General features: G+C 67.8%; 23 protein-coding genes. 10 read left to right on the forward strand and 13 right to left on the reverse strand.

Annotated features, from left to right (window positions below):
- Positions 1-539: 539 nt before the first annotated feature.
- The 4 genes from ASD28_RS32305 (at position 540) to ASD28_RS31925 (ending at position 1,645) form a co-directional block, all read left to right on the forward strand.
- Positions 540-764 (forward strand): SMI1/KNR4 family protein, encoded by a 225-nt coding sequence (locus tag ASD28_RS32305; RefSeq protein WP_162252944.1) that lies wholly within the window; start codon positions 540-542, stop codon positions 762-764.
- Entirely contained in the window at positions 761-1,228 is a 468-nt protein-coding gene (locus ASD28_RS31245; RefSeq protein ID WP_200948862.1) for an SMI1/KNR4 family protein, read from the forward strand. The genes ASD28_RS32305 and ASD28_RS31245 overlap by 4 nt, the downstream gene beginning before the upstream one ends.
- 80 nt (positions 1,229-1,308) lie before the next feature.
- Complete coding sequence (locus tag ASD28_RS33355) at positions 1,309-1,560, forward strand: RHS domain-containing protein (protein WP_082577297.1); 252 nt, start codon at positions 1,309-1,311, stop codon at positions 1,558-1,560.
- The gene (locus tag ASD28_RS31925) at positions 1,481-1,645 is read left to right on the forward strand and encodes an SRPBCC family protein (protein ID WP_156403797.1); all 165 of its coding nucleotides are present in this window, start codon (positions 1,481-1,483) and stop codon (positions 1,643-1,645) included. The genes ASD28_RS33355 and ASD28_RS31925 overlap by 80 nt, the downstream gene beginning before the upstream one ends.
- A gap of 71 nt (positions 1,646-1,716) precedes the next feature.
- Here the strand turns inward: ASD28_RS31925 and ASD28_RS18400 are convergent, their stop codons facing one another.
- A complete protein-coding gene (locus ASD28_RS18400; protein WP_229412139.1) occupies positions 1,717-2,667 on the reverse strand; it encodes an AraC family transcriptional regulator in 951 nt (316 codons plus the stop codon).
- Positions 2,668-2,747: 80 nt separating this feature from the next.
- Here ASD28_RS18400 and ASD28_RS18405 point away from each other — a divergent pair, with 80 nt between their 5' ends.
- Positions 2,748-3,812: an aldo/keto reductase gene (locus ASD28_RS18405; RefSeq protein ID WP_056131265.1), complete on the forward strand. Its 1,065-nt coding sequence runs from the start codon at positions 2,748-2,750 to the stop codon at positions 3,810-3,812.
- A 6-nt stretch (positions 3,813-3,818) separates the two neighbouring features.
- Here ASD28_RS18405 and ASD28_RS18410 read toward each other — a convergent pair whose 3' ends face one another.
- From ASD28_RS18410 to ASD28_RS18420, 3 genes are all read right to left on the reverse strand, one after another.
- Positions 3,819-4,376, reverse strand: coding sequence for a TetR/AcrR family transcriptional regulator (locus tag ASD28_RS18410; RefSeq protein WP_056131269.1), 558 nt, complete (start codon positions 4,374-4,376; stop codon positions 3,819-3,821).
- A gap of 231 nt (positions 4,377-4,607) precedes the next feature.
- Complete coding sequence (locus ASD28_RS18415) at positions 4,608-6,515, reverse strand: bifunctional diguanylate cyclase/phosphodiesterase (protein ID WP_056131272.1); 1,908 nt, start codon at positions 6,513-6,515, stop codon at positions 4,608-4,610.
- Between the two features lie 88 nt (positions 6,516-6,603).
- A complete protein-coding gene (locus ASD28_RS18420; RefSeq protein WP_056131275.1) occupies positions 6,604-7,575 on the reverse strand; it encodes a GlxA family transcriptional regulator in 972 nt (323 codons plus the stop codon).
- A 173-nt stretch (positions 7,576-7,748) separates the two neighbouring features.
- On the opposite strand from ASD28_RS18420, the gene ASD28_RS18425 reads away from it, so the two are divergent.
- Positions 7,749-8,423 (forward strand): M24 family metallopeptidase, encoded by a 675-nt coding sequence (locus ASD28_RS18425; RefSeq protein ID WP_056131278.1) that lies wholly within the window; start codon positions 7,749-7,751, stop codon positions 8,421-8,423.
- Here ASD28_RS18425 and ASD28_RS18430 read toward each other — a convergent pair.
- From ASD28_RS18430 to ASD28_RS18440, 3 genes are read right to left on the reverse strand one after another with little or no spacing between them, the layout of a single operon-like run.
- Complete coding sequence (locus ASD28_RS18430; RefSeq protein ID WP_056132447.1) at positions 8,414-9,301, reverse strand: LysR family transcriptional regulator; 888 nt, start codon at positions 9,299-9,301, stop codon at positions 8,414-8,416. The genes ASD28_RS18425 and ASD28_RS18430 overlap by 10 nt on opposite strands.
- A 31-nt stretch (positions 9,302-9,332) precedes the next feature.
- Complete coding sequence (locus ASD28_RS18435) at positions 9,333-10,232, reverse strand: SDR family NAD(P)-dependent oxidoreductase (RefSeq protein WP_056131281.1); 900 nt, start codon at positions 10,230-10,232, stop codon at positions 9,333-9,335.
- 13 nt (positions 10,233-10,245) lie between these two features.
- Positions 10,246-10,995 (reverse strand): SDR family oxidoreductase, encoded by a 750-nt coding sequence (locus ASD28_RS18440; RefSeq protein ID WP_056131285.1) that lies wholly within the window; start codon positions 10,993-10,995, stop codon positions 10,246-10,248.
- Positions 10,996-11,234: 239 nt separating this feature from the next.
- Between ASD28_RS18440 and ASD28_RS18445 the strand changes: the two genes are divergently transcribed.
- Positions 11,235-11,570: an energy transducer TonB gene (locus ASD28_RS18445; protein ID WP_082577295.1), complete on the forward strand. Its 336-nt coding sequence runs from the start codon at positions 11,235-11,237 to the stop codon at positions 11,568-11,570.
- A 199-nt stretch (positions 11,571-11,769) separates the two neighbouring features.
- The gene (locus ASD28_RS18450) at positions 11,770-12,462 is read left to right on the forward strand and encodes a hydrolase (protein WP_056131291.1); all 693 of its coding nucleotides are present in this window, start codon (positions 11,770-11,772) and stop codon (positions 12,460-12,462) included.
- A 66-nt stretch (positions 12,463-12,528) separates the two neighbouring features.
- On the opposite strand, the gene ASD28_RS18455 is transcribed toward ASD28_RS18450, so the two are convergent.
- A complete protein-coding gene (locus tag ASD28_RS18455; protein WP_056131294.1) occupies positions 12,529-12,993 on the reverse strand; it encodes a hypothetical protein in 465 nt (154 codons plus the stop codon).
- Between the two features lie 142 nt (positions 12,994-13,135).
- Here ASD28_RS18455 and ASD28_RS18460 point away from each other — a divergent pair, with 142 nt between their 5' ends.
- Positions 13,136-13,627: a lysozyme inhibitor LprI family protein gene (locus tag ASD28_RS18460; RefSeq protein WP_056131297.1), complete on the forward strand. Its 492-nt coding sequence runs from the start codon at positions 13,136-13,138 to the stop codon at positions 13,625-13,627.
- Between the two features lies 1 nt (position 13,628).
- Here ASD28_RS18460 and ASD28_RS18465 read toward each other — a convergent pair whose 3' ends face one another.
- From ASD28_RS18465 to ASD28_RS18480, 4 genes are all read right to left on the reverse strand, one after another.
- Entirely contained in the window at positions 13,629-14,036 is a 408-nt protein-coding gene (locus ASD28_RS18465; RefSeq protein WP_200948861.1) for a response regulator, read from the reverse strand.
- A 16-nt stretch (positions 14,037-14,052) separates the two neighbouring features.
- Positions 14,053-14,715 carry a response regulator transcription factor gene (locus tag ASD28_RS18470; RefSeq protein WP_056131304.1) on the reverse strand — a complete coding sequence of 221 codons (663 nt, stop codon included), beginning with the start codon at positions 14,713-14,715 and terminating at the stop codon, positions 14,053-14,055.
- Positions 14,687-16,156 carry a sensor histidine kinase gene (locus ASD28_RS18475; RefSeq protein ID WP_056131306.1) on the reverse strand — a complete coding sequence of 490 codons (1,470 nt, stop codon included), beginning with the start codon at positions 16,154-16,156 and terminating at the stop codon, positions 14,687-14,689. Before ASD28_RS18475 ends, ASD28_RS18470 begins: the two co-directional genes overlap by 29 nt.
- Before the next feature lie 71 nt (positions 16,157-16,227).
- On the reverse strand, positions 16,228-18,942 hold the full coding sequence (locus tag ASD28_RS18480; protein WP_056131309.1) for a bifunctional diguanylate cyclase/phosphodiesterase: 2,715 nt from the start codon (positions 18,940-18,942) through the stop codon (positions 16,228-16,230).
- 169 nt (positions 18,943-19,111) lie between these two features.
- On the opposite strand from ASD28_RS18480, the gene ASD28_RS18485 reads away from it, so the two are divergent.
- Positions 19,112-19,840 (forward strand): SDR family oxidoreductase, encoded by a 729-nt coding sequence (locus ASD28_RS18485; RefSeq protein WP_056131314.1) that lies wholly within the window; start codon positions 19,112-19,114, stop codon positions 19,838-19,840.
- Here ASD28_RS18485 and ASD28_RS18490 read toward each other — a convergent pair.
- A complete protein-coding gene (locus ASD28_RS18490) occupies positions 19,837-20,547 on the reverse strand; it encodes a glutathione S-transferase family protein (protein ID WP_056131317.1) in 711 nt (236 codons plus the stop codon). The genes ASD28_RS18485 and ASD28_RS18490 overlap by 4 nt on opposite strands.
- Positions 20,548-20,636 lie beyond the last annotated feature (89 nt).

A 20,636-nucleotide genomic window follows, 5' to 3' on the forward strand; every position in this document is an offset into this window, starting at 1 on the left:
CGTGAAAAAAGCAATATCAGCGAAGTTCTGCAGGACGGCGCACGTCTGCGACTGGACTCCATTCTTGCGCATCGTTGCTGAGGCCGTAACAGAAAGACGCCAAGTGTCGAGTCCCGTTTGATCGTAGATGCGTTTGACGAATAGTTCCGGCCGCTTCGTCTGCTATTGCTTGAGTGCCAGGATGGGCGTTTTGACGACGGTCTAATTTTATCGTTCAGGTACTTTTACACATCTAACGAGCCGCTCGCTGCAGAAATAGTTCTTTACGCTCGAAATCATAAGCTGGACGGCAACGTTTGGCGCAAGGTTAAAGTGGTGGTTGGAGACGTCGAGGAGCTCGTTGCAAAAGTTAAGGGAAATCAATTTAATTCCATACCCTCCGGAGTGAAACTGCTTAACTTTGGAGATTTGTGGTGTATTGATATTGACGGCGATTACAGTCTGGCTGGCGATCCGAGCTCCCTGGATGAAGTGCGCGAGGACGGACAGTGCTACGTCATTGGGCGCCAAGTCGAAGCTTGCGAACTCGACGAAGTTGCATGACGACGATAATGGTCTCTTTGGCAGCGGCAGAGGTGGAACAATTAGTTGTTGCCCATCAATCGGTAATTAATTTTGGGTTACCCTCTGATGCGGTCAACGATGAATGGCTTATGAAGGCGGAAGAAAAGCTAAATCGTGAGTTGCCACGATTGTACAAATGGTTTCTCAAACTATGTGCAGAGCGGGGAGATCCGAGGGGTATGGGGCACAACAGATTGTGAGTACACCTTTAACAGCAACGGGAGTTGAGGAATTGATCGCGGTCCATCAGTCGATCATTAATTTTGGATTATCGTCCGATGCGGTTGAGGATGAATGGCTGACAAATGCAGAAAATGCACTAAACCGCAAATTGCCGGAATCATATAAATGGTTTCTCAAACGATATGCAGGCGGTGAAGTCGGAGGGGAAGAGATTTATAGCATTTACGGAATTCCTTTCGAGTCGGCTAATGGGGGAGACATAGTTTTTCACCACTTAATGAATCGTAAGGCTGGCTTGCTTGATGATTCAAAACTTGTCATTAGCGAAACTGATCTTGGCGAAGTTTTCTTCTTTGACTATATGAATTTCAAAGACGGCGAATGTTCGATATATCTCAGGCTTCCGTCGGGAGAGCACATTCTGTATGCAGAGAATTTTTATGAGTTTCTTGGGAAACGAATTGTGGCTCATGATTCATGATGGCTTGATTCAGCGAGCAGTGCGGGACTCATTCGCGGACGTGCGTGTATGGCGAGGATGCGTTTGTGCCGCTGGCGCGGATGGATGCTGTCGCTGGTCGGGAGGGCGCGGCGCGGGCCGAGCTGCGGCATTTGCATACGGACCGTCTGGGGACGCCGCGGGAGATGACCGATGCGGGTGGGCGGGTCGAGTGGGCTGCGCATTATCGGCTTCCGGTAATGTGCTCGAGGTTGTGCAGGAAGAGGACTCGCCGTGGCACCTTCGGGCAAGGGCAGCACAATCACGTGGAAGAGCCGGTTCAAGCGCGACCCGGCGGCCAAGGATGTGGATGACGCCAAGGCAAAGGAAATCGTCGCCGGGATGTACAAGTCGGGATTTGATGGACTGCGCACGGCACTTGGTGAAACCGCCCACTGACCTTCGGCAGTGTTGGCCGCGTTGCGGTCGGCCAACCAGCGGGCGCCGGCGTCGAGAGGCGCTGATCGGCTTCAGTGCGCCACGCCCGCAGCCTCTCGCAACCTGCCCGCATCCCTGCCCGGCGGCACCCCAAACAACCGCGCATAATCCCGGCTGAACTGCGACGGACTCTCATACCCGACGCGGTATCCCGCACTGGCCGCATCCATCCCTTCGGCCACCATCAGCCGCCTCGCCTCCTGCATGCGCAACTGCGTGCGGAATTCGAGAGGACTCATCGCCGTCACCGCCTTGAAATGCGCGTGAAAGGTCGACCGGCTCATGCGCGCCACGTCGGCCATCTCGTCGATGCGGCAGTCGCGCGCGTAGTGCGCGCGCAGCCAGACGATGGCGCGCGCAATCTGGTTCTGGCGGCTGTCGCCCCGCGCCATGCGGCGCACGATGCGGTTGCCGGCGCCCGTCAATAACCGGTACAGGATCTCGCGCGTGACGAGCGGCGCCAGCGCGTCGATGTCGGCCGGCGTGTCGAGCAAGCGCGTCAGGCGCAGCGCCGCGTCGAGCAGGCCGGGCGTCGTCCGGTTCAGCGCCATGCCCATGTCCTCTCCACCATCCTCATCGGCGGGCGGATGCCGCAACGCCAGGTCACCCAGCACCACCATGTCCAGGTCGAGACTCAGGCACAGATACGGCCGCTCCGGCGACGCCTCGATCACGGCGCCCGTCACGGGCAGTTCGACGGAGGCGACGAGGTAGTACGCGGGGTCGTACACGAACGCCGTCGTGCCGAGCACCGCGCGCTTGCGGCCCTGCGCGACGAGGCACAGTGTCCGTTCGTACAGCACGGGCATGGGCATCGTCGGGCTGGACGATCGGATAAGGCGCACGCCCGGGAGAAGCGTGTCGTGAATGCCGTCCACGGGGGCGTGGCGGGCGATGGCGGCGGCAAAGAGGGCGAGCGTATCCATGCCGGCAAGGATAGCAGGGACGATGACGTGCGTGCGCGCCCCCGGACGATCGTGCAAGCATGTGCGACGTTTGCGCTACCGCCGATCGGCTGTGCGGCCCGACACTGTGCCCACTTTCAACCGCACAGGAGATCACCATGACCGCACTCGATCAATACCGCCTGCTGGGCCGCTCCGGCCTGCGCGTCTCGCCGCTGGCGCTCGGCACGATGACCTTCGGCCAGGACTGGGGCTGGGGCGCCGACGAATCCGAGGCCCGGCACATCTTCGATGCCTACGTCGACCGCGGCGGCAACTTCGTCGACACGGCCGTCAACTACACGAACGGCGCGTCCGAGCGCATCCTCGGCAAGCTGATGGAAGGGCGGCGCGACCGGATCGTCCTGTCGACCAAGTTCACGATGGCGCGCGATCCGGGCGATCCGAATTCGGGCGGCAACCACCGCATGAATCTCGTGCGCTCCGTCGAGCAGAGCCTGCGCCAGCTCGGCACCGACCGCATCGAACTGCTGCACCTGCATGCATGGGACGACACGACGCCGCCGGACGAAGTCCTGCGCGCCCTCGACGACCTGGTGCGGGCCGGGAAGGTGCTGTACCTGGGCATCTGCAACACGCCCGCATGGCGCGCGGCGCAGCTGCAGACGATCGCCGACCTGCGCGGCTGGTCGCGGTTCGTCGCGCTGCAGATCGAATACAGCCTCGTCGAGCGCAGCGTCGAACACGAATTGATGCCGATGGCGCGCGCGCTGGGGCTCGGCGTGATGCCGTGGTCGCCGCTGGGCGGCGGTCTCCTGAGCGGCAAGTACGGGACGTCCGACCTCGCCACCAACGACGCGCCCGGCGTGGCGGACACGCGCAAGGGCGTGATCGCATCGACGGGCTTGCTGAACGCGGCATCGCTGCGCATCGCGGAGGAAGTGAAGGCCGTGGCGCGCGAGACCGGCGCCAGCGCGGCGCAAGTGGCGCTCGCGTGGACTCTGCTGAATCCCGCAGTGACGGCACCCGTCATCGGCGCGCGCACGCTCGCGCAGGCCCAGGACAACCTGGGCGCGCTGGACGTGAAACTGGATCCGGACCACGTGGCGCGCCTGGATGCGGCCAGCCGGCCGGCGCCCATCTTCCCGCAACGCTTTACCGAACGGCCCCTCGTGCGGCAGCTCGTGTTCGGCGGCGCGGCGGTGGAACGGCGCGGCCGGTGACGGGCGTCAGGCCTCCGGTTCGGCCGGTTGCATGGCGCCGCGCACGGCCGTGAGGATGGCGTCCGACGCGCTGCGGTCCGAGACGGCGCGCGCGAGCGTCAGCGCGCCGACCATTGCGGCGAGGGCGACGATGCCCTCGTCGCCGGCGGCGGGCGCCAGGCGGCAGTCGGCCAGCAGCGCCGTCATGCGCGCCACCATGGCGTCGGCCGTCGCGCTGGGCTGGCCGCGCAGGCCCAGTTCCGCGGCCAGCGTGGGGAGCGGGCAGCCTTCGCCCGGCTCGTCGCGGTGGTCCGCCGACAGGTAGTGGTCGATGACGGCGCGCGGCGCGGCGTCCGCCGACGGTAGCCAGCGTTCCAGCGTCTGCTGTGCGGCAGCGTCCAGCGATGCCTGCACGAGGGCGTCCTTCGATTCGAAATGGGCGTAGAAACCGCCGTGGGTCAGGCCGAGCGCCTTCATCAGCGGCACGAGGCCCGTGCCTTCGATGCCGTCCTTGCGGAAGCGGCGCGACGCTTCGCCGATGATGCGCTGGCGCGTTTCGGCCTTATGGTTACTCGAGTAACGCATGCTTGTGGGGTTGGTCTGCAATGATCGGATGCGGTCCGTGCGGCCGAGAGCGACGGACCCGTTGAGCGACGGATGCGTCTCATGAATTTAGGCAACGCTCCGTGTCACCATTGTAAGCGTTCGCGTTGGATCCCGCAATTCCGGCCATGGAATTGTGCATCAATGTTGCGCACCGACGTCTATACGATCGGTGTCCGCGGATTTACCGATACAAGAATAATAACGTATTGGTTATTTTGCAAGCGCGGTGTCCGTCGCTGCCGGAACGTGCGGCGCGGCCCCGTGCTTGCGCAGGTACTCGGCGCAGGCGCCGGCGTCGAGCGGCTTGCTGAAGTAATCGCCCTGGATCTGGTCGCAGCCCGCGCTGCGCAGGGCGGCCAGTTGCCCGTCGTTCTCGACACCTTCCGCGATGACTTCCAGCCGCAGCGTGTGTGCCATGGCGATGATCGCCTTCACCATCGCCAGCGATTCCGCGCTCTGGTGCACGTCGAGGACGAAGGAGCGGTCGACCTTCAGCTTGTCGACGGGCAGGCGCTTGAGGTAGCTGAGGCTCGAATAGCCGGTGCCGAAATCGTCGATGCTGAGCGTGGTGCCCAGTTCGCGCAGCTGGCGCATCAGGTCCGCGGTGCGGACCGGGTCGTCCATCGAGATGCTTTCCGTGAGTTCCAGCTCCAGCAGGCGCGGAGGCAGGCCCGATTCACGGAGGACGGCGCCGACGAGCGCCACGACGTCCGTGCCCAGGAACTGCTTGCCGGACAGGTTGACGGCCACGGGCACGTCGGGCACGCCCGCGTCGCTCCACGCGCGGCGCTGGGCCACAGCGGTGCGCAGGATCCATTCGCCGATCGGTACGACGAGGCCGGACTCCTCGGCGATCGGGATGAATTCGGCGGGCGAGATGCTGCCGTGCTCGGGATGCTTCCAGCGCACGAGCACTTCCAGGCCGGCGACGCCGCCGCTGCGCAGGTCCGTCTTGGGTTGATAGTTCAGATAGAGCTCGCCGCGCCCGATCGCATGGCGCAACTGGTTTTCCAGCGTGAGCTTGCGCTGCAACGCCTGGTTCAGTTCTTCCGAATAACGCTGGATCTGGCCGCCGCCCAGCGCCTTGGCGCGGCGCACGGCCATCGTCGCGTTGTTCAGCAGGAGGTCGCCGTCGGTGCCGTCCTCCGGGAAGATCGCATAGCCGATGCTGCACGTGAGTGGGATCGCGCCGCCCGGCGTCTTGAACTCGCGCGTGGCGGCCTGCAGCAGCTGGCGCAGGCGGTCGCGCGCGACGCTGTCGTCGCCGAGGCCCGGCAGCAGCACGACGAATTCGTCGCTCCCGGCGCGCGCCAGCATGTCGCCCGGCCGCAGCAGGTTCTGCAAACTCCACGTGATGGCGACGAGCGCCTTGTCGCCTTCATGGTGGCCCAGCAGCTCGTTGAGGCGCTTGAACTTGTCGATGTTGATCGTCGCGACCAGCGTGTGCAGGCCGTCGCTCTTCCATTTGTCGAGGTTCTGGCCGATCGTCCGCACGAGCACCTGGCGGTTCGCGAGGCCCGTCAGCATGTCGTGCGTGAGCAGGAATTCGACTTGGCCCGCGGCCGCCGCGAGGTCGGGATTCGCATTGTCGACATAGACGTGCGAGTGCAGCGATTGCGCCGCGGTCGCCAGCTGGCGGAAGTGGATCAGCTGTTCCGTCATGCGCGCGAGGTCGCGCAGGATGTCCAGTTCTTCCTCGTTCAGCGTGCGCGGCACGCGGTCCAGTACGCACAGGGTCCCCAGGGGCATGCGGTCGATCGAGTACAGCTGCACGCCCGCATAAAAGCGCACGTGCGGCGGATTGACCACCATCGGGTTGTCGGCGAAGCGCGCATCCTGCGTCGCGTCCGGGACGATCAATGGCTCGTGGTCGAGGATCGCGTGGCCGCAGAACGAGATCTCGCGGCGCGTGCCCGTCATGTCGATGCCGCAGCGCGACTTGAACCACTGGTCTTCCTCGGCGACGAGCGAGACCAGCGCGATCGGCATCTTCAGCAGCCGGCTCGCCATGCGCGTGATGCGGTCGAACGCGTCCTCCGGGGCGCTGTGGAGGAGGCGGGTGGCGTGCAGCGCCGTCAACCGGCGCGCTTCGTCGAGCGGTATCGATGGGGTCTGCATGTCGTGTCATGAGGAGCTTCGTTGAGACACATTTTGCCACGAGCGGCAAAGCAGAGGCACGAGCTTGGCATGGCGTTGCAGCCAGGAATTAATCACGCTGGCGGAATGCGCCGAAATGCTGGCGATAATCGAGCGCGCTGACGCCCAGGTGGCGCAGGAATGCCGCGCGCATCCGCGCCGCCGTGCCGAACCCGCAGCGGTGCGCGACCGTCTTGAGGGGCTGGTCGGCGCGTTCGAGCAGGGCCCTGGCCGCGTCCACGCGCGCCCGCTCGACGAATTCCGCCGGCGTGACCCCGGCCGCGCGCGCGAACTGGCGCGCGAAGTGGCGCTCGCTCAGCGCCGCCACCCGCGCGAGGTCGGCCACGGTCAACGGCGCGTCGAGGTGGGCGAGCACGTGGTCCTGGACGGTGCGCAGCACCGAATCGTCGCCCACGTACGGCGTCAGGTAGGGGCTGAACTGCGACTGTCCGCCGCTGCGCTGGGTGAACACGACGAGCCGCTTGGCCACGTTCAGCGACACGTCCGCGCCGTGGTCTTCGTAGACCAGGTGCAGCGCGAGGTCGATGCCCGCCGTGACGCCGGCCGACGTATAGACGGGACCGTCGCGCACGAAGATGCGGTCCGGCTGGACGGCCACCCGCGGAAAGCGCGCGGCCAGCAGCGCGACGTCGTTCCAGTGCGTCGTCGCGCGGCGGCCGTCCAGCAGGCCCGCGTGCGCGAGCAGGAACGCGCCGTTGCAGACGGACGCGATGCGCGGGCAGCGCGCGGCCATCGTGCGCAGCCACGCGGCCAGCGCGGTGTCGGCCGGCTGGCGCGGCAGGTCGGGGCCGCCGGGGACCAGCAGCAGGTCGGGCGCATCGACTTCTTCGTCGTAGCGCGCATGCGGCTGCAGCAGCATCGCGTTCGAGCACGCGACGGGGCCGTCCACCGTGCCGAGCACGCGCATGCGGTAGTGGTCGCGCGGCGCGAGGAAGCGGTTGGCTTCCGCGAACACGTCGAGCGGTCCGGTGACGTCGAGCGACTGCACGCCGGGGAAGGCGAGGATGGCGATGGTGGACAAGCGCGGGCTCCTGCTGTGAATGCGGACGCCGTCACTATAGCCCCGCGCGCGCGGCGCCGGGAGGGCGTGGCGGGAAATGCGCGCACCGTGGCGGGAAACCGGTGCACGCGGCGGGCGCCGGCGCGCGGCGCGGCGCCAGAATGTCGTCATCCCCAACACACGAAAGGACGACCATGGACAACACCGCTGAACGCGTGGGCCCCGCATTCTCCGTCGACGGCATGCTGCGCGCACGTCTCGAGACCCGCAAGGCAATCGGCGCGATCGCGCAGCGCATCCGGCCCGGCATGGTGGAAGAAGACGCCGTCGCCATGGCGCGCGACGTCATCGCCACGCAGGGCCACACCCTCAGCTGGCACCCGGTGCGCGTGCGCTTCGGCGCCAACACGATCCTGCCGATGAAGCGCGCGTCGACACCCGGCATCGTGCTGGGCGAGCACGATATCTTCTTCATCGACATCGCGCCGCGCGTGGAGCACTGGGAAGGCGACGGCGGCGCCACGTTCACGGTGGGCGACGCGCCGGAGTACGCGCGCTGCGCCGCCGACGCCGAGCGCCTGTTCCATGCCGTGCGCCAGGCGTGGAAGACGCAGGACTGGAGCGGCCGGAAGCTGTACGAGTTCGCGCAGCAGCGTGCGCGCGACATGGGCTGGGACCTCGATCCGGACCTGCCGGGCCACCGCGTCTCCGACTTCCCGCACGCGGCGCTGCACACGGGCGCGCTGGCCGATTACGACCACGCGCCATCGAGCATGCGCTGGATCCTCGAGATCCATCTGCTCGACCCGCAGCGCCGCTTCGGCGCGTTTTTCGAGGACATGCTGCTCGACGACGCCGACTACGTTTGACGGAAGCACTGCACGAGGAAATCCGCGAACACGCGCACGCGGGCCGACAGCTGGCGCGCGTGCGGATACATCACGGAGACGGGGATGGTGGGCGGCGGCATGTCCGCCAGCACCTCGACCAGATGGCCGTCCGCGAGCTGCCCGGCGATGCGGTAGCGCGGCACCTGCACGAGGCCGAGGCCCGCGAGGGCGGCCGCCGTATAGGCTTCCGTGCCGGTGACGGAGACGACGCCGGGCGGCGTGGCCAGCTTCAGGCCAGCGTCCGTCATGAATTCCAGCGGATACGGCCGGCCCGTCGCCGTCGACACGTAGTGCACGGCCTGGTGATGCACGAGGTCCGTCAACGCGGCCGGCGTGCCGAAGCGGTCGAGGTAGGCGGGGCTCGCCACCGTCACCTGCTCGATGTCGGCCGCGCGCCGCGCCACCATCGATGAATCGTGCAGCTGGCCCGCGCGCAGCACGCAGTCGACGCCTTCGCGCACGAGGTCCACGAGGCGGTCGTCCTCGCCCACGTGCAGCTGGATGCGCGGGTAGCGCGCGAGGAAGCCGGACAGCGCGGGAAAGACGAAGTAGCGGGCCAGCGTCGGCTGCAGGTTCACGCGCAGCAGGCCCGCGGGCTCGCTGCCGCGGAACGCGTCTTCCGCTTCGTCGAGGTCGGCCAGCAGGCGCACGCACCGTTCGTAGTAGGCGGCGCCATCCTGCGTGGGCGCGACGGCGCGCGTCGTCCGTTCCAGCAGGCGCGTGCCAAGGCGGTTTTCCAGCCGCTTGATCGCGTTGGTGGCGGTGGCGCGCGGGATCAGGAGGTCCTCGGCGGCCTGCGTGAAGCTGCGGCGCTCCACGATGCGCACGAAAATCTGCATTTCCTGAAACCGGTCCATCTGCGTCGACATGCGCCACCTCCCTCCGCGATTATACGGTCGGCGCGGCCGGCACGAGCAGGTCGGCGATGCCGATGCGGCGCGCGAAGTCCACGCGCACGGCCTCGGATACTTCCAGCACCTCGCGCGCGCCGTCGCCGACGAAGTCGACCACCGTGCGGAACGGCCGCCGGCCGCGCGGCAGGCCGACGATGCGCACCAGTTCATCGGCCACGGCCTGCGGATCGGCCTCCGGCGGCGTCAGCGCGTCGAGGCGTTCGCCCACCTGGTCAAGCACCCCGTCGTAGCGGGCATACGCGGCGATCCGTCCGGCGTCCGCCGGCTTGCCGGCGCTGGGGAAGTGCTCCGTGCCGCGCGTGAACGCGCCGGGGACCATGATCGCCGTCTCGATGCCGAAGCGGGAGACTTCGTACGACAGCGACACCGCGAGCGAATCCATCGCCGCCTTCGCCGCGCCGTAGGGGCCGAGGAAAGGCGGGAAGCCGCCCTTCGTCGTCGTGCTGGAGATCCACAGCAGCAGGCCGGACTCCTGGGTGCGCAGCCGGGGCAGGGCGGCGCGCAGCACGCGCTGGGCGCCGAGGAAGTTCGTGTCCAGCACCTTGGCCACTTCCTCGGCCGTGAAGGCTTCGGTCGGGCCGACGACGAGGTGGCCCGCGTTCTGCACGACGACGTCCAGCCGGCCCTGTTCCGCGACGACCGCCGCGACGGCCGCGTCGCACGAGTCTTGCGACAGCACGTCCAGTTCGAGCGGCCGCAGGTCGGCGCCATGCTGCCGCGCCCAGTCGCGCGCCGCGGCGGCGCGGGCCGCGTTGCGTCCGGCGATGTCGCGCATCGTCGCGTAGACCGTGTGGCCGGCGCGGGCCAGCGCCTGCGCGGAGAGTTTGCCGATGCCGCTGCCGGCGCCCGTAATGAGGATGATGGCCTTGTCCATGGTTGCGATCTCCTCAGGCCATGCCGCCGTTGGCGCGCAGGATCTGGCCGTTGACCCAGCCGCCGTCCGGACCGGCCAGGAAGGACACGACGCCGGCGATGTCGTCGGGCTGGCCCAGGCGCTCCAGCGGCGCCGATTTCGCGATCTGCTGGATCAGCTCATCCGATTTCCCGGTCAGGAACAGCTCCGTCGCGACGGGGCCCGGTGCCACGGCGTTGCACGTGATGCCGCGGCCGCGCAGCTCTTTCGCGAACACGCGGGTCAGCGCTTCGACCGCGCCTTTCGTGGCGACGTACACGCCATAGGTCGGCGGCGCCATGTGCAGCACGCTCGTCGAGAAGTTGACGATGCGGCCGCCGTCGTTCAGGCGCGTCGCGGCCTCGCGCATCGTGTTGAAGGTGCCCGTGACGTTGATGGCCATCGTGCGTTCGAACTGCTCGTCGGTCGTCTCGGCGATCGTCACGTACGGCAGGATGCCGGCGTTGTTGACGAGGATGTCCACGCGGCCGAGCTTTTCTTCGATCGCCGCGAACATCGCCTTCACGTCGTCGACCTTGGCGACGTCGGCGCGCACGGCGATGGCACGGCCGCCTGCGGCTTCGATGGCGGCGACGGTCGCGTTGGCGGCCGCTTCGTTGCCGGCATAGTTGACGGCGACGGCGTACCCGTCGGCGGCGAGACGCTTCGCAACGGCGGCGCCGATGCCGCGCGAGGCGCCGGTGACCAGGGCGACGCGGGCGGTGTGCTTGGCTTGGGTGTTCATGTTTGATCTCCTTCGGTGGTTGACAGTGAGATCATGATGATTGATTTCTAGTCGAAGATAATCACCAGAAAAATCGCTTCAGAATTCGCTTTGGAATAACAATATGGTTTGTTTATCGTGCGATATCACCGGACGACGCATGACTGCTATTCCAACAATAAATTTTTCAACGATGCTGCAGCGCAGTAAATTGGATTCGTAGCAGCGATCCTTTCGAACCCAACCTACTGGAGCTCATCATGATCGGTAAACGTCACGTTGTCGCCATTGCTTCCATGCTCTCCCTGGCCGCCCACGCCGAGCCGGCCGCGCGCCTGAAACCCGCCACCTGCGGCGTTCCCGCCTATACCGCGGACCTCAAGGACGACTATCTGCAGGGCACGGTCCGCCTCGCCGTGCTGGTGGGCGCCGACGGTTCGGTGAAGCAATCCAAGGTCGTCGAGTCCAGCGGCCATCGCGCACTGGACAGGGCCTCGCTGCGCGCCAGTTATACGTGCAAGTTCGGCGTGGCCGCAAAAGACGGCGTCGGTGAGCCGGGCTGGTCCACCGTGCAGTACAAATGGATCAACGATTGATCCCGGCCGGGGCTGCCGGCGTCCGCCGCCGGCAGCGCCAACGATGTTCGAAAAAATCGATAAGAGACTGGCAATTTTCTCGTTTTTTTAAACCCGAGCGGCCGAGCATAATGTCTCCATCGCAGCGAACAACGAAGCGCAAAGCTTCGAAATGTTCGATGCAATATCGAACCCCAACCCGATAATATTGGAGAACATCATGAGCAACGCCAAACTCGAAGTCCTGACCCCGCACAACTCGCAACTGATCATCATCGACCACCAGCCGCAGATGGCATTCGGCGTGCAGTCGATCGACCGCCAGACCCTGAAGAACAACGTGGTCGGCCTGGCCAAGGCGGCCAAGGCGTTCGACATCCCGACCGTGATCACCACCGTCGAAAGCGAGTCGTTCTCCGGCAAGACCTACCCGGAAATCCTGGACGTCTTCCCGGGCAAGGCCATCCTCGAACGGACGTCGATGAATTCCTGGGACGACCAGAAGGTGCGCGATGCCCTGGCCGCCAACGGCCGCAAGAAGATCATCGTCGCCGGCCTGTGGACGGAAGTGTGCAACACGACCTTCGCGCTGTCCGCGATGCTCGAAGGCGACTACGAGATCTACATGGTGGCCGATGCGTCGGGTGGCACGTCGAAGGATGCGCACGACTTCGCGATGCAGCGCATGGTGCAGGCCGGCGTCGTGCCCGTGACGTGGCAGCAGGTGCTGCTCGAATGGCAGCGCGACTGGGCGCACCGCGATACCTACGATGCCGTGATGAAGATCGTCACCGAACACTCGGGCGCATACGGCATGGGCGTCGACTACGCCTACACGATGGTGCACAAGGCACCGGCGCGCAACCAGGGCGACAACCCCGTGCTGGCCCCGGTTGCGGCGCCCGTACGCTGAGTCGTCTGCAGGCCGACGGCGACCGCGTCATCGGCGTGGCGAATCCGGTGCGCGGCGTTCGCGCCGTCAGCGGCGCGTCGCCAGCGCGACGATGGCGGCGCCGGCGGCCACCACCAGCGCGTCCTCGACGAGGCCGCTGCGTGTCTGGCCGACCCGGGCCATCGCGCGCTTGCGGGCCGCGAGCGTCAGGTAGGCCAGGGGCACCGCCGTCGCGACCGCGGCCACCGCGCCCTCCCGTTCGCGTCCCCGCGGCGCCAGCGCCGACCCGGCGATTCCCGCACTCATCGTGCGCGCCAGCAGGCCCAGGAATACCGTCCGGTCGGGCGCCGTCTTCATCTTGTCACCCAACAATTCACCGACACCCATCGCGAGGGCACCGAACTTGAACAGCGGACGGTCCAGCAGGGCGAGCTTGCCGGGCGTGCCGCGGTGGGCGAGGCGGGCGGTCGCGAGGGCGGCCATCGGCGTCATCGAGCGCGCGCTGGCCACGGCGCCGATCAGGATGGAAGAGAGCAGGTTGCGAAGTGCCATGGTCGTCTTTCCGGAAACGGTCGGGATGGCCAGTCTAGCGGCAGTCCGGCCGGGCCCGGCGCACGCCAGCGGACCGGAGGTGTGCTTGCCTTGCCGTAACGCGCGTGGCAGACTTGGTGGGCCATTTACCTGCAAGGCTCCCATGCACATTCGTTCGTCGCTGGCCGTCCTGGCCTGCCTTGGCCTGCTCGTCACGCATGTCGCGCGGGCGGCCGCGGACCCGGACATCGCCGAGCAAAAACACGCGCGCTGTGAAGATGCCGGTCCGATGATCGAGATCACCGCCTGCATGCATCGCGAGCTGGAGGAATCGGATGCGCGCGTCGACCTCGTGTACACGCTGCTCCGGAACGCCCTGGCCAGACCGGACGGACTCGTGAGCGCCCAGCGGGCGTGGCAGGCCTATCGCGACGCGCAATGCACGTTCGAGAACGAAGGACTCGAAGGCGGGTCGGCACAGCCGTTCTCGGCGGACCTCTGCCGCACGCGGCTTGCCGAGCGTCGTATCGTCGAACTCGAACAGGTCATTCCCTGCAACGGGTGTGTCGAATTCAAGCCTGAGTATGACAAGGCCAAGGCCGGCAAGGCGTTCACGCTGCCGCCCCGTGCGCCCGGCCGGCCCGCGCGACGCTGACTCAACCGGTTCCCGCGCAGGCCAGCCGCACGCACTCCGCCAGCTGCTCGGCATCGACGGGCTTGGCGAGAAAACACGCCGCGCCGCCGCGCAGCGCGCGCAGCCGCACGTGGTCGTCCGCGAACGCCGTCATCAGGATCACGGGCGGCGCCGCCGCGATGGCCCGCACCCGTTCCAGCAAGGCCAGGCCGTCCATGCCGGGCATCTGCACGTCGCTGACGACGCACTGGATGTCGTCGAGGCCGTGCGCCAGCAATTGCTGCGCGCCGCCGAACAGGCTCACGCGGTAGCCGCAGGCGCGCAAGAGGCCGCGCAGGCTCGTGCCCACGTCGGGGTCGTCGTCGACGAGCGCGACGTGAGGGGCGGGCAACTGGGTATCCATGCCGCGCAGCATACCGCTCTGGCCCATGCGCATGGAATCATACCTAGGTATGAGTGGCATCCTGGCCGTGTGTGCTCTCATTTTCCGCGCCCAGGGCCTCGGCCATGCGCACGAGGTCCGCGAACGTCTTCGCCTCCATCTTGCGCATCGCGTTGCCGCGGTGGATCTTGACGGTGATTTCGCTCGTGCCCGTTTCGCCCGCGATCTGCTTGTTCATCAGGCCGCGCACGGCCAGCGCCATGACCTGTTTTTCGCGCGGCGTGAGCGCCGCGTAGCGGGCCGCCAGCGCCGCGTGCGCCTGGCGCTTCGCGCGCCGTTCGCGGTCGCGCGCGAGGGCCTGGTGGATTGCGTCCAGCAAGTCCTGCTCGCGGAACGGCTTCGCGAGGAAGTCGACGGCGCCGCCTTTCATCGCGCGCACCGTCATCGGGATGTCGCCGAAACCCGTCATGAACACGACCGGCAGCGGCACGCCGTCGCGGTTCAGCTGGTCCTGCAGATCGAGCCCGCTGGCGCCCTGCAGCCGGACGTCGAGCAACAGGCAGCTGCACACGTCCGGCCGGCGCGCGCGCGCGAAGTCGGCCACGCTGCCGTAGGCGGCCACCTCCATGCCGACGGAGCGCAGCAGCCCGGAGAGGCTGTCGCGCACGCCGGCGTCGTCGTCGACGACATACACGAGTTCACGGGAAGGCGTCGGACTGCTGTTCATGGAGGGGGGCTTCCTGATGGATGGGGAGGTCGAAACTGAACGTGGAGCCGGGCGGTGTGCTGCGCGCGGCGATGCGGCCGCCGTGGCGCGCGATGATCGAGCGGCAGATCGGCAGGCCGAGGCCCATGCCGTCGGCTTTGGTCGAAAAGAACGGCTCGAACAGGCGCGCGCCGTCGGCGTCGGCGATGCCCGGGCCGCTGTCGCGCACGCTCACGCGGGCCATGCCGTCGTCCTGGCGCGTGCGCAGGTCCAGGCGGTTGTCAGGCAAGCCGTCCATCGCCTGCAGCGCGTTCATGACGAGGTTGATCAGGACCTGCTGCAGCTCGATGCGGTCGCCCATGACGGGCGCCAGGCCGGGGGCCAGCTCGACACGCAGTGCCAATGGCCGGCGGTCCAGTTCGCGCTGCAGCAGCTCGACCGTGTCCTGCACGAGCGCGTTCAGGTCCAGCGCCACGTGCTCCGGTTCGGTGCGGCGGGCCAGCGCGCGGATGCGGCGGACGACCTGGCCGGCGCGTTCGCTGGCCTGCACAATGCCGTCCAGCGCGGCGAGGGCTTCGGCGATGTCGGGCTGCGCACGCCCCAGCCAGCGCCGCCCGGCCTGGGCGTTGGCGACGATCGCGGTCAGCGGCTGGTTGACTTCGTGCGCGACGGAGGCCGCGAGTTCGCCCAGCATGCTCACCCGGGCCGCGTGCGCCAGCTGGACGTGCGACGCGTGCAGTTCCTGCTCGGCTTCCACGCGCGCCGTGACGTCCGTGACGGCGCCCAGGTATTCGCAGCGGCCGTCGGCGTCGTACGAGGCCTCGGCCAGCACATGCACGTGGCGGATCGTGCCGTCCGGGAGCAGCAGGCGGTGCGCGACGTCGATGTGGCCTTCGCAAGCCAGCGTCCGGCGCAGGGCGGCGCTGACGAGCGCACGGTCGTCCGGCAGCGTGTGCGCGAGCACGCGCTCCATGTCGGGCGCGGCGTCGCCCGCGTAGCCGAAGATGCGCGCGGCTTCCTCGGACCACACCATCGCGCCGTCCGGCACGCGGATGCCGAAGCTGCCCGTGCGGGACAGGCGCTGGGCGCCGGCGAGGAAGGCCTGGCTGCGGCGCAGGGCCTGTTCGCGCTGGCGCAGCCGGTCGGTGGCCTGCTGGCGCTGGAGCACGAGCCAGGTCGTGATGGCGATGGCCGCGATGCTGACCAGTGCGCGCCCGGCGGGCGAGGGCGCCACGTGCAGCCCGTGCGCGACGACGTAGGCGCCCATCGTCAGCAGTCCGCACGCGGCGCCGAGCGCGAACGTGTACCGGCGCGGCCACACGGGCGATGCGAGCAGCAGCACGACGACATACATCACGGCGATGGCCGTGTCGAGCCGGGTGAAGGCGTCGACCACGAAGATCGCGGCGGTGAGCAGCAGCAGGATGGCGGATTGCACGGGGTGGGTGCGGCGTCGCGGCATGTAAGGACTCCAGTTCAGCCGCGAGGATACAACGGCGCGCGTCCGCGGCCAACTGGCAGAATGGATGGTCTTCAGGCTGGCGCGGCTTCTTCCTCGGTCATCCCGGCCAGCTCGGCGAGCGCCATCGGCCGGGCGAACAGATAGCCCTGGAAGCCGCCGCAGCCGAGCGAGCGCAGTGCGTCCCACTGCGCTTCCTCCTCGACGCCCTCGGCCACGACGTGCAGGCCCAGGTTGCCGGCCAGGTGAACGATCGCCTGGACGATGCTCGCGGCGTGCGGCACGCGCAGCATGTCGCGCACGAACGACTGGTCGATCTTGAGCTGGTCCAGCGGCAGCCGCTGCAGATAGCTCAGCGACGAATAGCCGGTGCCGAAATCGTCGAGCGAGAAGCCGATGCCTTGCTCCTTCAGCGCCGTCATGCGCGCGATGGTGTCCTCGACGTCGGCCAGCAGCACGCTTTCCGTCAGTTCGAGCTTGAGACGGCGCGGATCGGCGCCGCTGTGCGCGAGGATCTCGAGCAGGCGCGGCACGAAGTCCTCCTGGCGGAACTGGCGCGCGCTGACGTTGACGGCGATGGTGAAGTGCTCCGTGGCGGCGTCGCCGCCCCAGCGCGCGAGCTGGCGGCACGCTTCCTGCAGCACCCAGTCGCCGATGCCGACGATCAGTCCGGACTTCTCGGCCTGGGCGATGAACGCACCGGGTCCCGTGAGCCCCTGTTTCGGATGGTGCCAGCGGATCAGCGCCTCGACGCCCACCATCAGGCCCATCGCGTTGACGACGGGCTGGTAGTACAGCTCGAACTCGCGCCGCGCCAGCGCGAAGCGCAGATCGGTCTCCAGGCTCGTGCTGGCGTCGACGGCGGCCTGCATGCTGGGGTCGAAGAAGCGGAACGTGGCGCCGCCGGCCGACTTGGCTTCGTACATCGCCATGTCGGCCTGGCGCAGCAGGTCGTGCACGACGTGGTTGGCGTTGCCGAACAGGGAGACGCCGATGCTGGGCGTGCTGCGCAGCTCGTGGCCGTCCAGCGTGTAGGCGAGGGACAGCGTGGCGAGGATCTTGCCGGCCACCAGCTCGGCATGGGCCGTCGCATCGACGGCCGACGTGCCGAGGTCTTCCAGCAGCAGCACGAATTCGTCGCCGCCCAGGCGGGCCACAGTGTCCGCCTCGCGCGTGACCTGCTGCAGCCGGAACGCGACCATTTCCAGCAGCCGGTCGCCCATGTCGTGGCCGCGCGTGTCGTTCAGCGTCTTGAAGTTGTCCAGGTCGACGAACAGCACGGCGCCGAAGCCGCCGTTGCGCTCGCACTTGGCGACCGCGTGGCCCAGGCGATCCATCAGCAGGCGCCGGTTCGGCAGGTTCGTCAGGCCGTCGTAGAACGCGAGGTGGGCGATGTCGGCCTCGGCCTGCTTGCGCGCGCTGATGTCGGTGCGCGTGCCGACCATGCGGACGGGCTGGCCGTCCGCCGCGCGCTCGACGACCTTGCCGCGCGACTGCACCCACACCCAGTGGCCGTTGCGGTGGCGCATGCGGAACTCCGCCTCGAACGCGGGGACGGCGCCCTGCAGGTGCTGGTCGAGCGCGTGGCGCAGCGGCTCGCGGTCGTCCGGGTGGACGGGGGAGAACATGTCGCGTTCGCCGCCCTGGCGGTTCTGCTCGTCGCGGGTGTAGCCGAGGATGGCGCAGGCGCGGCCGTCCACCGTGCGCCGGCCGGACGGGATGTGCCAGTCCCACAGGCCCAGGCTCGCGCCGTTCAGCGCCAGCTCCACGCGCTCGGCGGCGGCGGCACGTTCGGCTTCGGCGTTGCGCGCCAGGCGTTCCAGCGCGGCGCGGCGGCGCTGGGCGAACAGCAGGGCGGCCGCGCAGGCGGACCAGAACAGGGTCCAGGCCGCGGTCGATACGAGCGCGAGGCGGTGCCAGCCGGCGTCGATGCGGCCGGCGTCGCGCGCGAGGGCGACGACGAGGCCGCGGTCCATGCCCAGGTTTTCCATCCGCATGCTGCGCTGGACGACGAGACGGTCGACGCCGTCGGCCCCCACGCCGCGCCGGACCGAGACCCGTTCGCCGCCGGCGCGGTGCGCGGCCAGCATCGCATCCGGATGCAGCGCGCCCGCGCGCATCGTTTCCGGATCGGGCGGGACGTACAGCAGGCGGTGGCCGTCCAGGTCGGTGATCGTGATCGTCATGTCGGGCGCGTACAGCGCGGAGCGCATCACGGCGTCGAAGTATTCCGGATTCAGGATCGCGGCGACGGCGCCGTGGCCGCAGCCGTCGCCCGCGTCGAGCGACATCGCCGCCTTCAGGTTGAACTGGTTCGGCTGCAGCTCGTACGGATCGGACAGGTACAACGTGCGGCCGTCGCACATGTGCGGCAGCTGGGCGAGGAAGCGCTTGTCGTCGAGGCGGCGGTCGCCCAGGTCGTCGTCGGTGATCTCGATGCGGCCGCCGCGGCCGACGGCCAGCAGCGCGCGCACGCCCGGCATGGCGCGCTTCAGGGATTGCAGCAGCGTGCGGCGGCAGGCCAGGTCGCAGCCGCTGTCCGGCGCCAGCGCGGCGCGCGCGCCGTCCAGCGCCCAGCGGATGCCCTCGAGCTGGCGGTGCAGGGTCTGGTCGATGACGACGGCTTGTGCCCGCATGCGGTCGGCGTCCTCGGACAGCGCCCCGGCGCGCTCTGTCCACACCATCCACACCAGCACGAGGCCGGACGAGACGAGACCCGCGCCCAGGATCAGCCATTCGGTGAGGCGGCGGCGCGCGGCGGTCAAACGGAGCAGGCGATGCAGGGGCATGGGGGTCTCCTTGTCGAAATGCCAGCATCGTAGGCCGGCCGCCGCCGGCGCGCCATCAGACCTTGGTATGGGTCCTCATACGTTCGCTCATACGTTCGTATAGGTGCGCACGATTGGCGCTAGGACGTCCTTGGGTTAACATTTGATTCACCCGCCCCAGGAGATTCCCATGAAAGCAATCGTCACCGGCCACACGAGGGGCCTCGGCGCCGCGCTCGCCGCCAATCTGCTGGCGCGCGGCGTACCCGTCCTCGGCCTGGCGCGCACCCGTTCGGCCGACCTGGCGGACGCGTATCCCGACCTGTTCGAGGAAGTTGAACTGGACCTGGCCGACAGCGTCGCGCTGTCGCGCTGGTTCGCGGACGGCATGCTGGGCGATTACCTGGACGGCACCGGCGCCGTCCTGCTGCTGAATAATGCCGGCATGGTGAGCCCCGTCGGCCCGCTCGACGCGCAGGATCCGCAGGCCGTGCTGCGCGCCGTGCAGTTGAACGTGGCCGCACCGATGGCGCTCGCCGCCGCTGTCGTGCGCGCCAGCGGCGGGGCGCAACGGCGCATCCTGCACATTTCCAGCGGCGCCGGCCGCAATGCCTACCCGGGCTGGAGCGTCTATTGCGCCACCAAGGCGGCCCTCGACCACCACGCGCGCGCCGTCGCCCTCGACTGCGAACGCGGGGTGCGCATCTGCAGCCTGGCGCCCGGCGTCATCGATACGGACATGCAGGCCGAGATCCGCGCCACGACGGAAGACCGCTTCCCGCTGCGCAAACGCTTCGTCAACCTGAAGGAGACGGGCGCGCTCGTCGAGCCGGACGAATGCGCCGAACGGCTGGTCGACTACCTGCTCGGCGCCGGTTTCGGCGCCGAGGTGGTCGCCGACCTGCGCACACTCTCTTAAGGGGCCGGGGCGCGCGGGATCTGCAGCCCTTCGACAACGGCGGGGCGCGCGCGGAACGCTTCCAGCACGCGGCCCACTTCCGGAAAGCGGTCGAAGCCGACGATCTCGCCCGCGTCGTAGAAGCCGACCAGGTTGTTCACCCACGGGAAGCAGGCGACGTCGGCGATCGTGTACTCGTCGCCCATGATCCAGTCGCGGCCTTTCAGGTGGCCGTCCAGCACGCCCAGCAGGCGCTTGGCTTCGTGCACATAGCGGTCGCGCGGACGCTTGTCCTCGTACTCGCGGCCGGCGAATTTATGGAAGAAGCCCAGCTGGCCGAACATCGGGCCGATGCCGCCCATCTGGAACATCAGCCACTGGATCGTCTGGTAGCGCAGCGCCGGATCGGCCGGGATCAGCTTGCCCGTCTTCTCGGCCAGGTACAGCAGGATCGCGCCCGATTCCCACAGCGGCAGCGCCTTGCCGCCCGGGCCGTCGGGGTCGATGATCGCGGGGATCTTGTTGTTCGGGTTCAGCGACATGAATTCCGGCGTCGTTTGTTCGTTCTTGTCGAACGCGATGCGGTGCACCTCGTAGGGCAGGCCGATTTCCTCGAGCATGATCGCCACCTTGACGCCGTTCGGCGTGGGCAGCGAATACAGCTGCAGGCGGTCGGGGTGCTGCGCGGGCCATCTCTGCGTGATGAGGAACTGGTTCAGGTCGGTCACGGCGTTCTCCTTCGGGTTGATTGCATTGATTGTACTCAAGATACGGTTTTCCGCCGGATGGGAGCATGCATCTTGGTCTTGGGCAACGA

The sequence above is a fragment of the Massilia sp. Root133 genome (assembly GCF_001426525.1).
Taxonomy (GTDB): Bacteria; Pseudomonadota; Gammaproteobacteria; order Burkholderiales; family Burkholderiaceae_D; genus Telluria; species Telluria orientalis.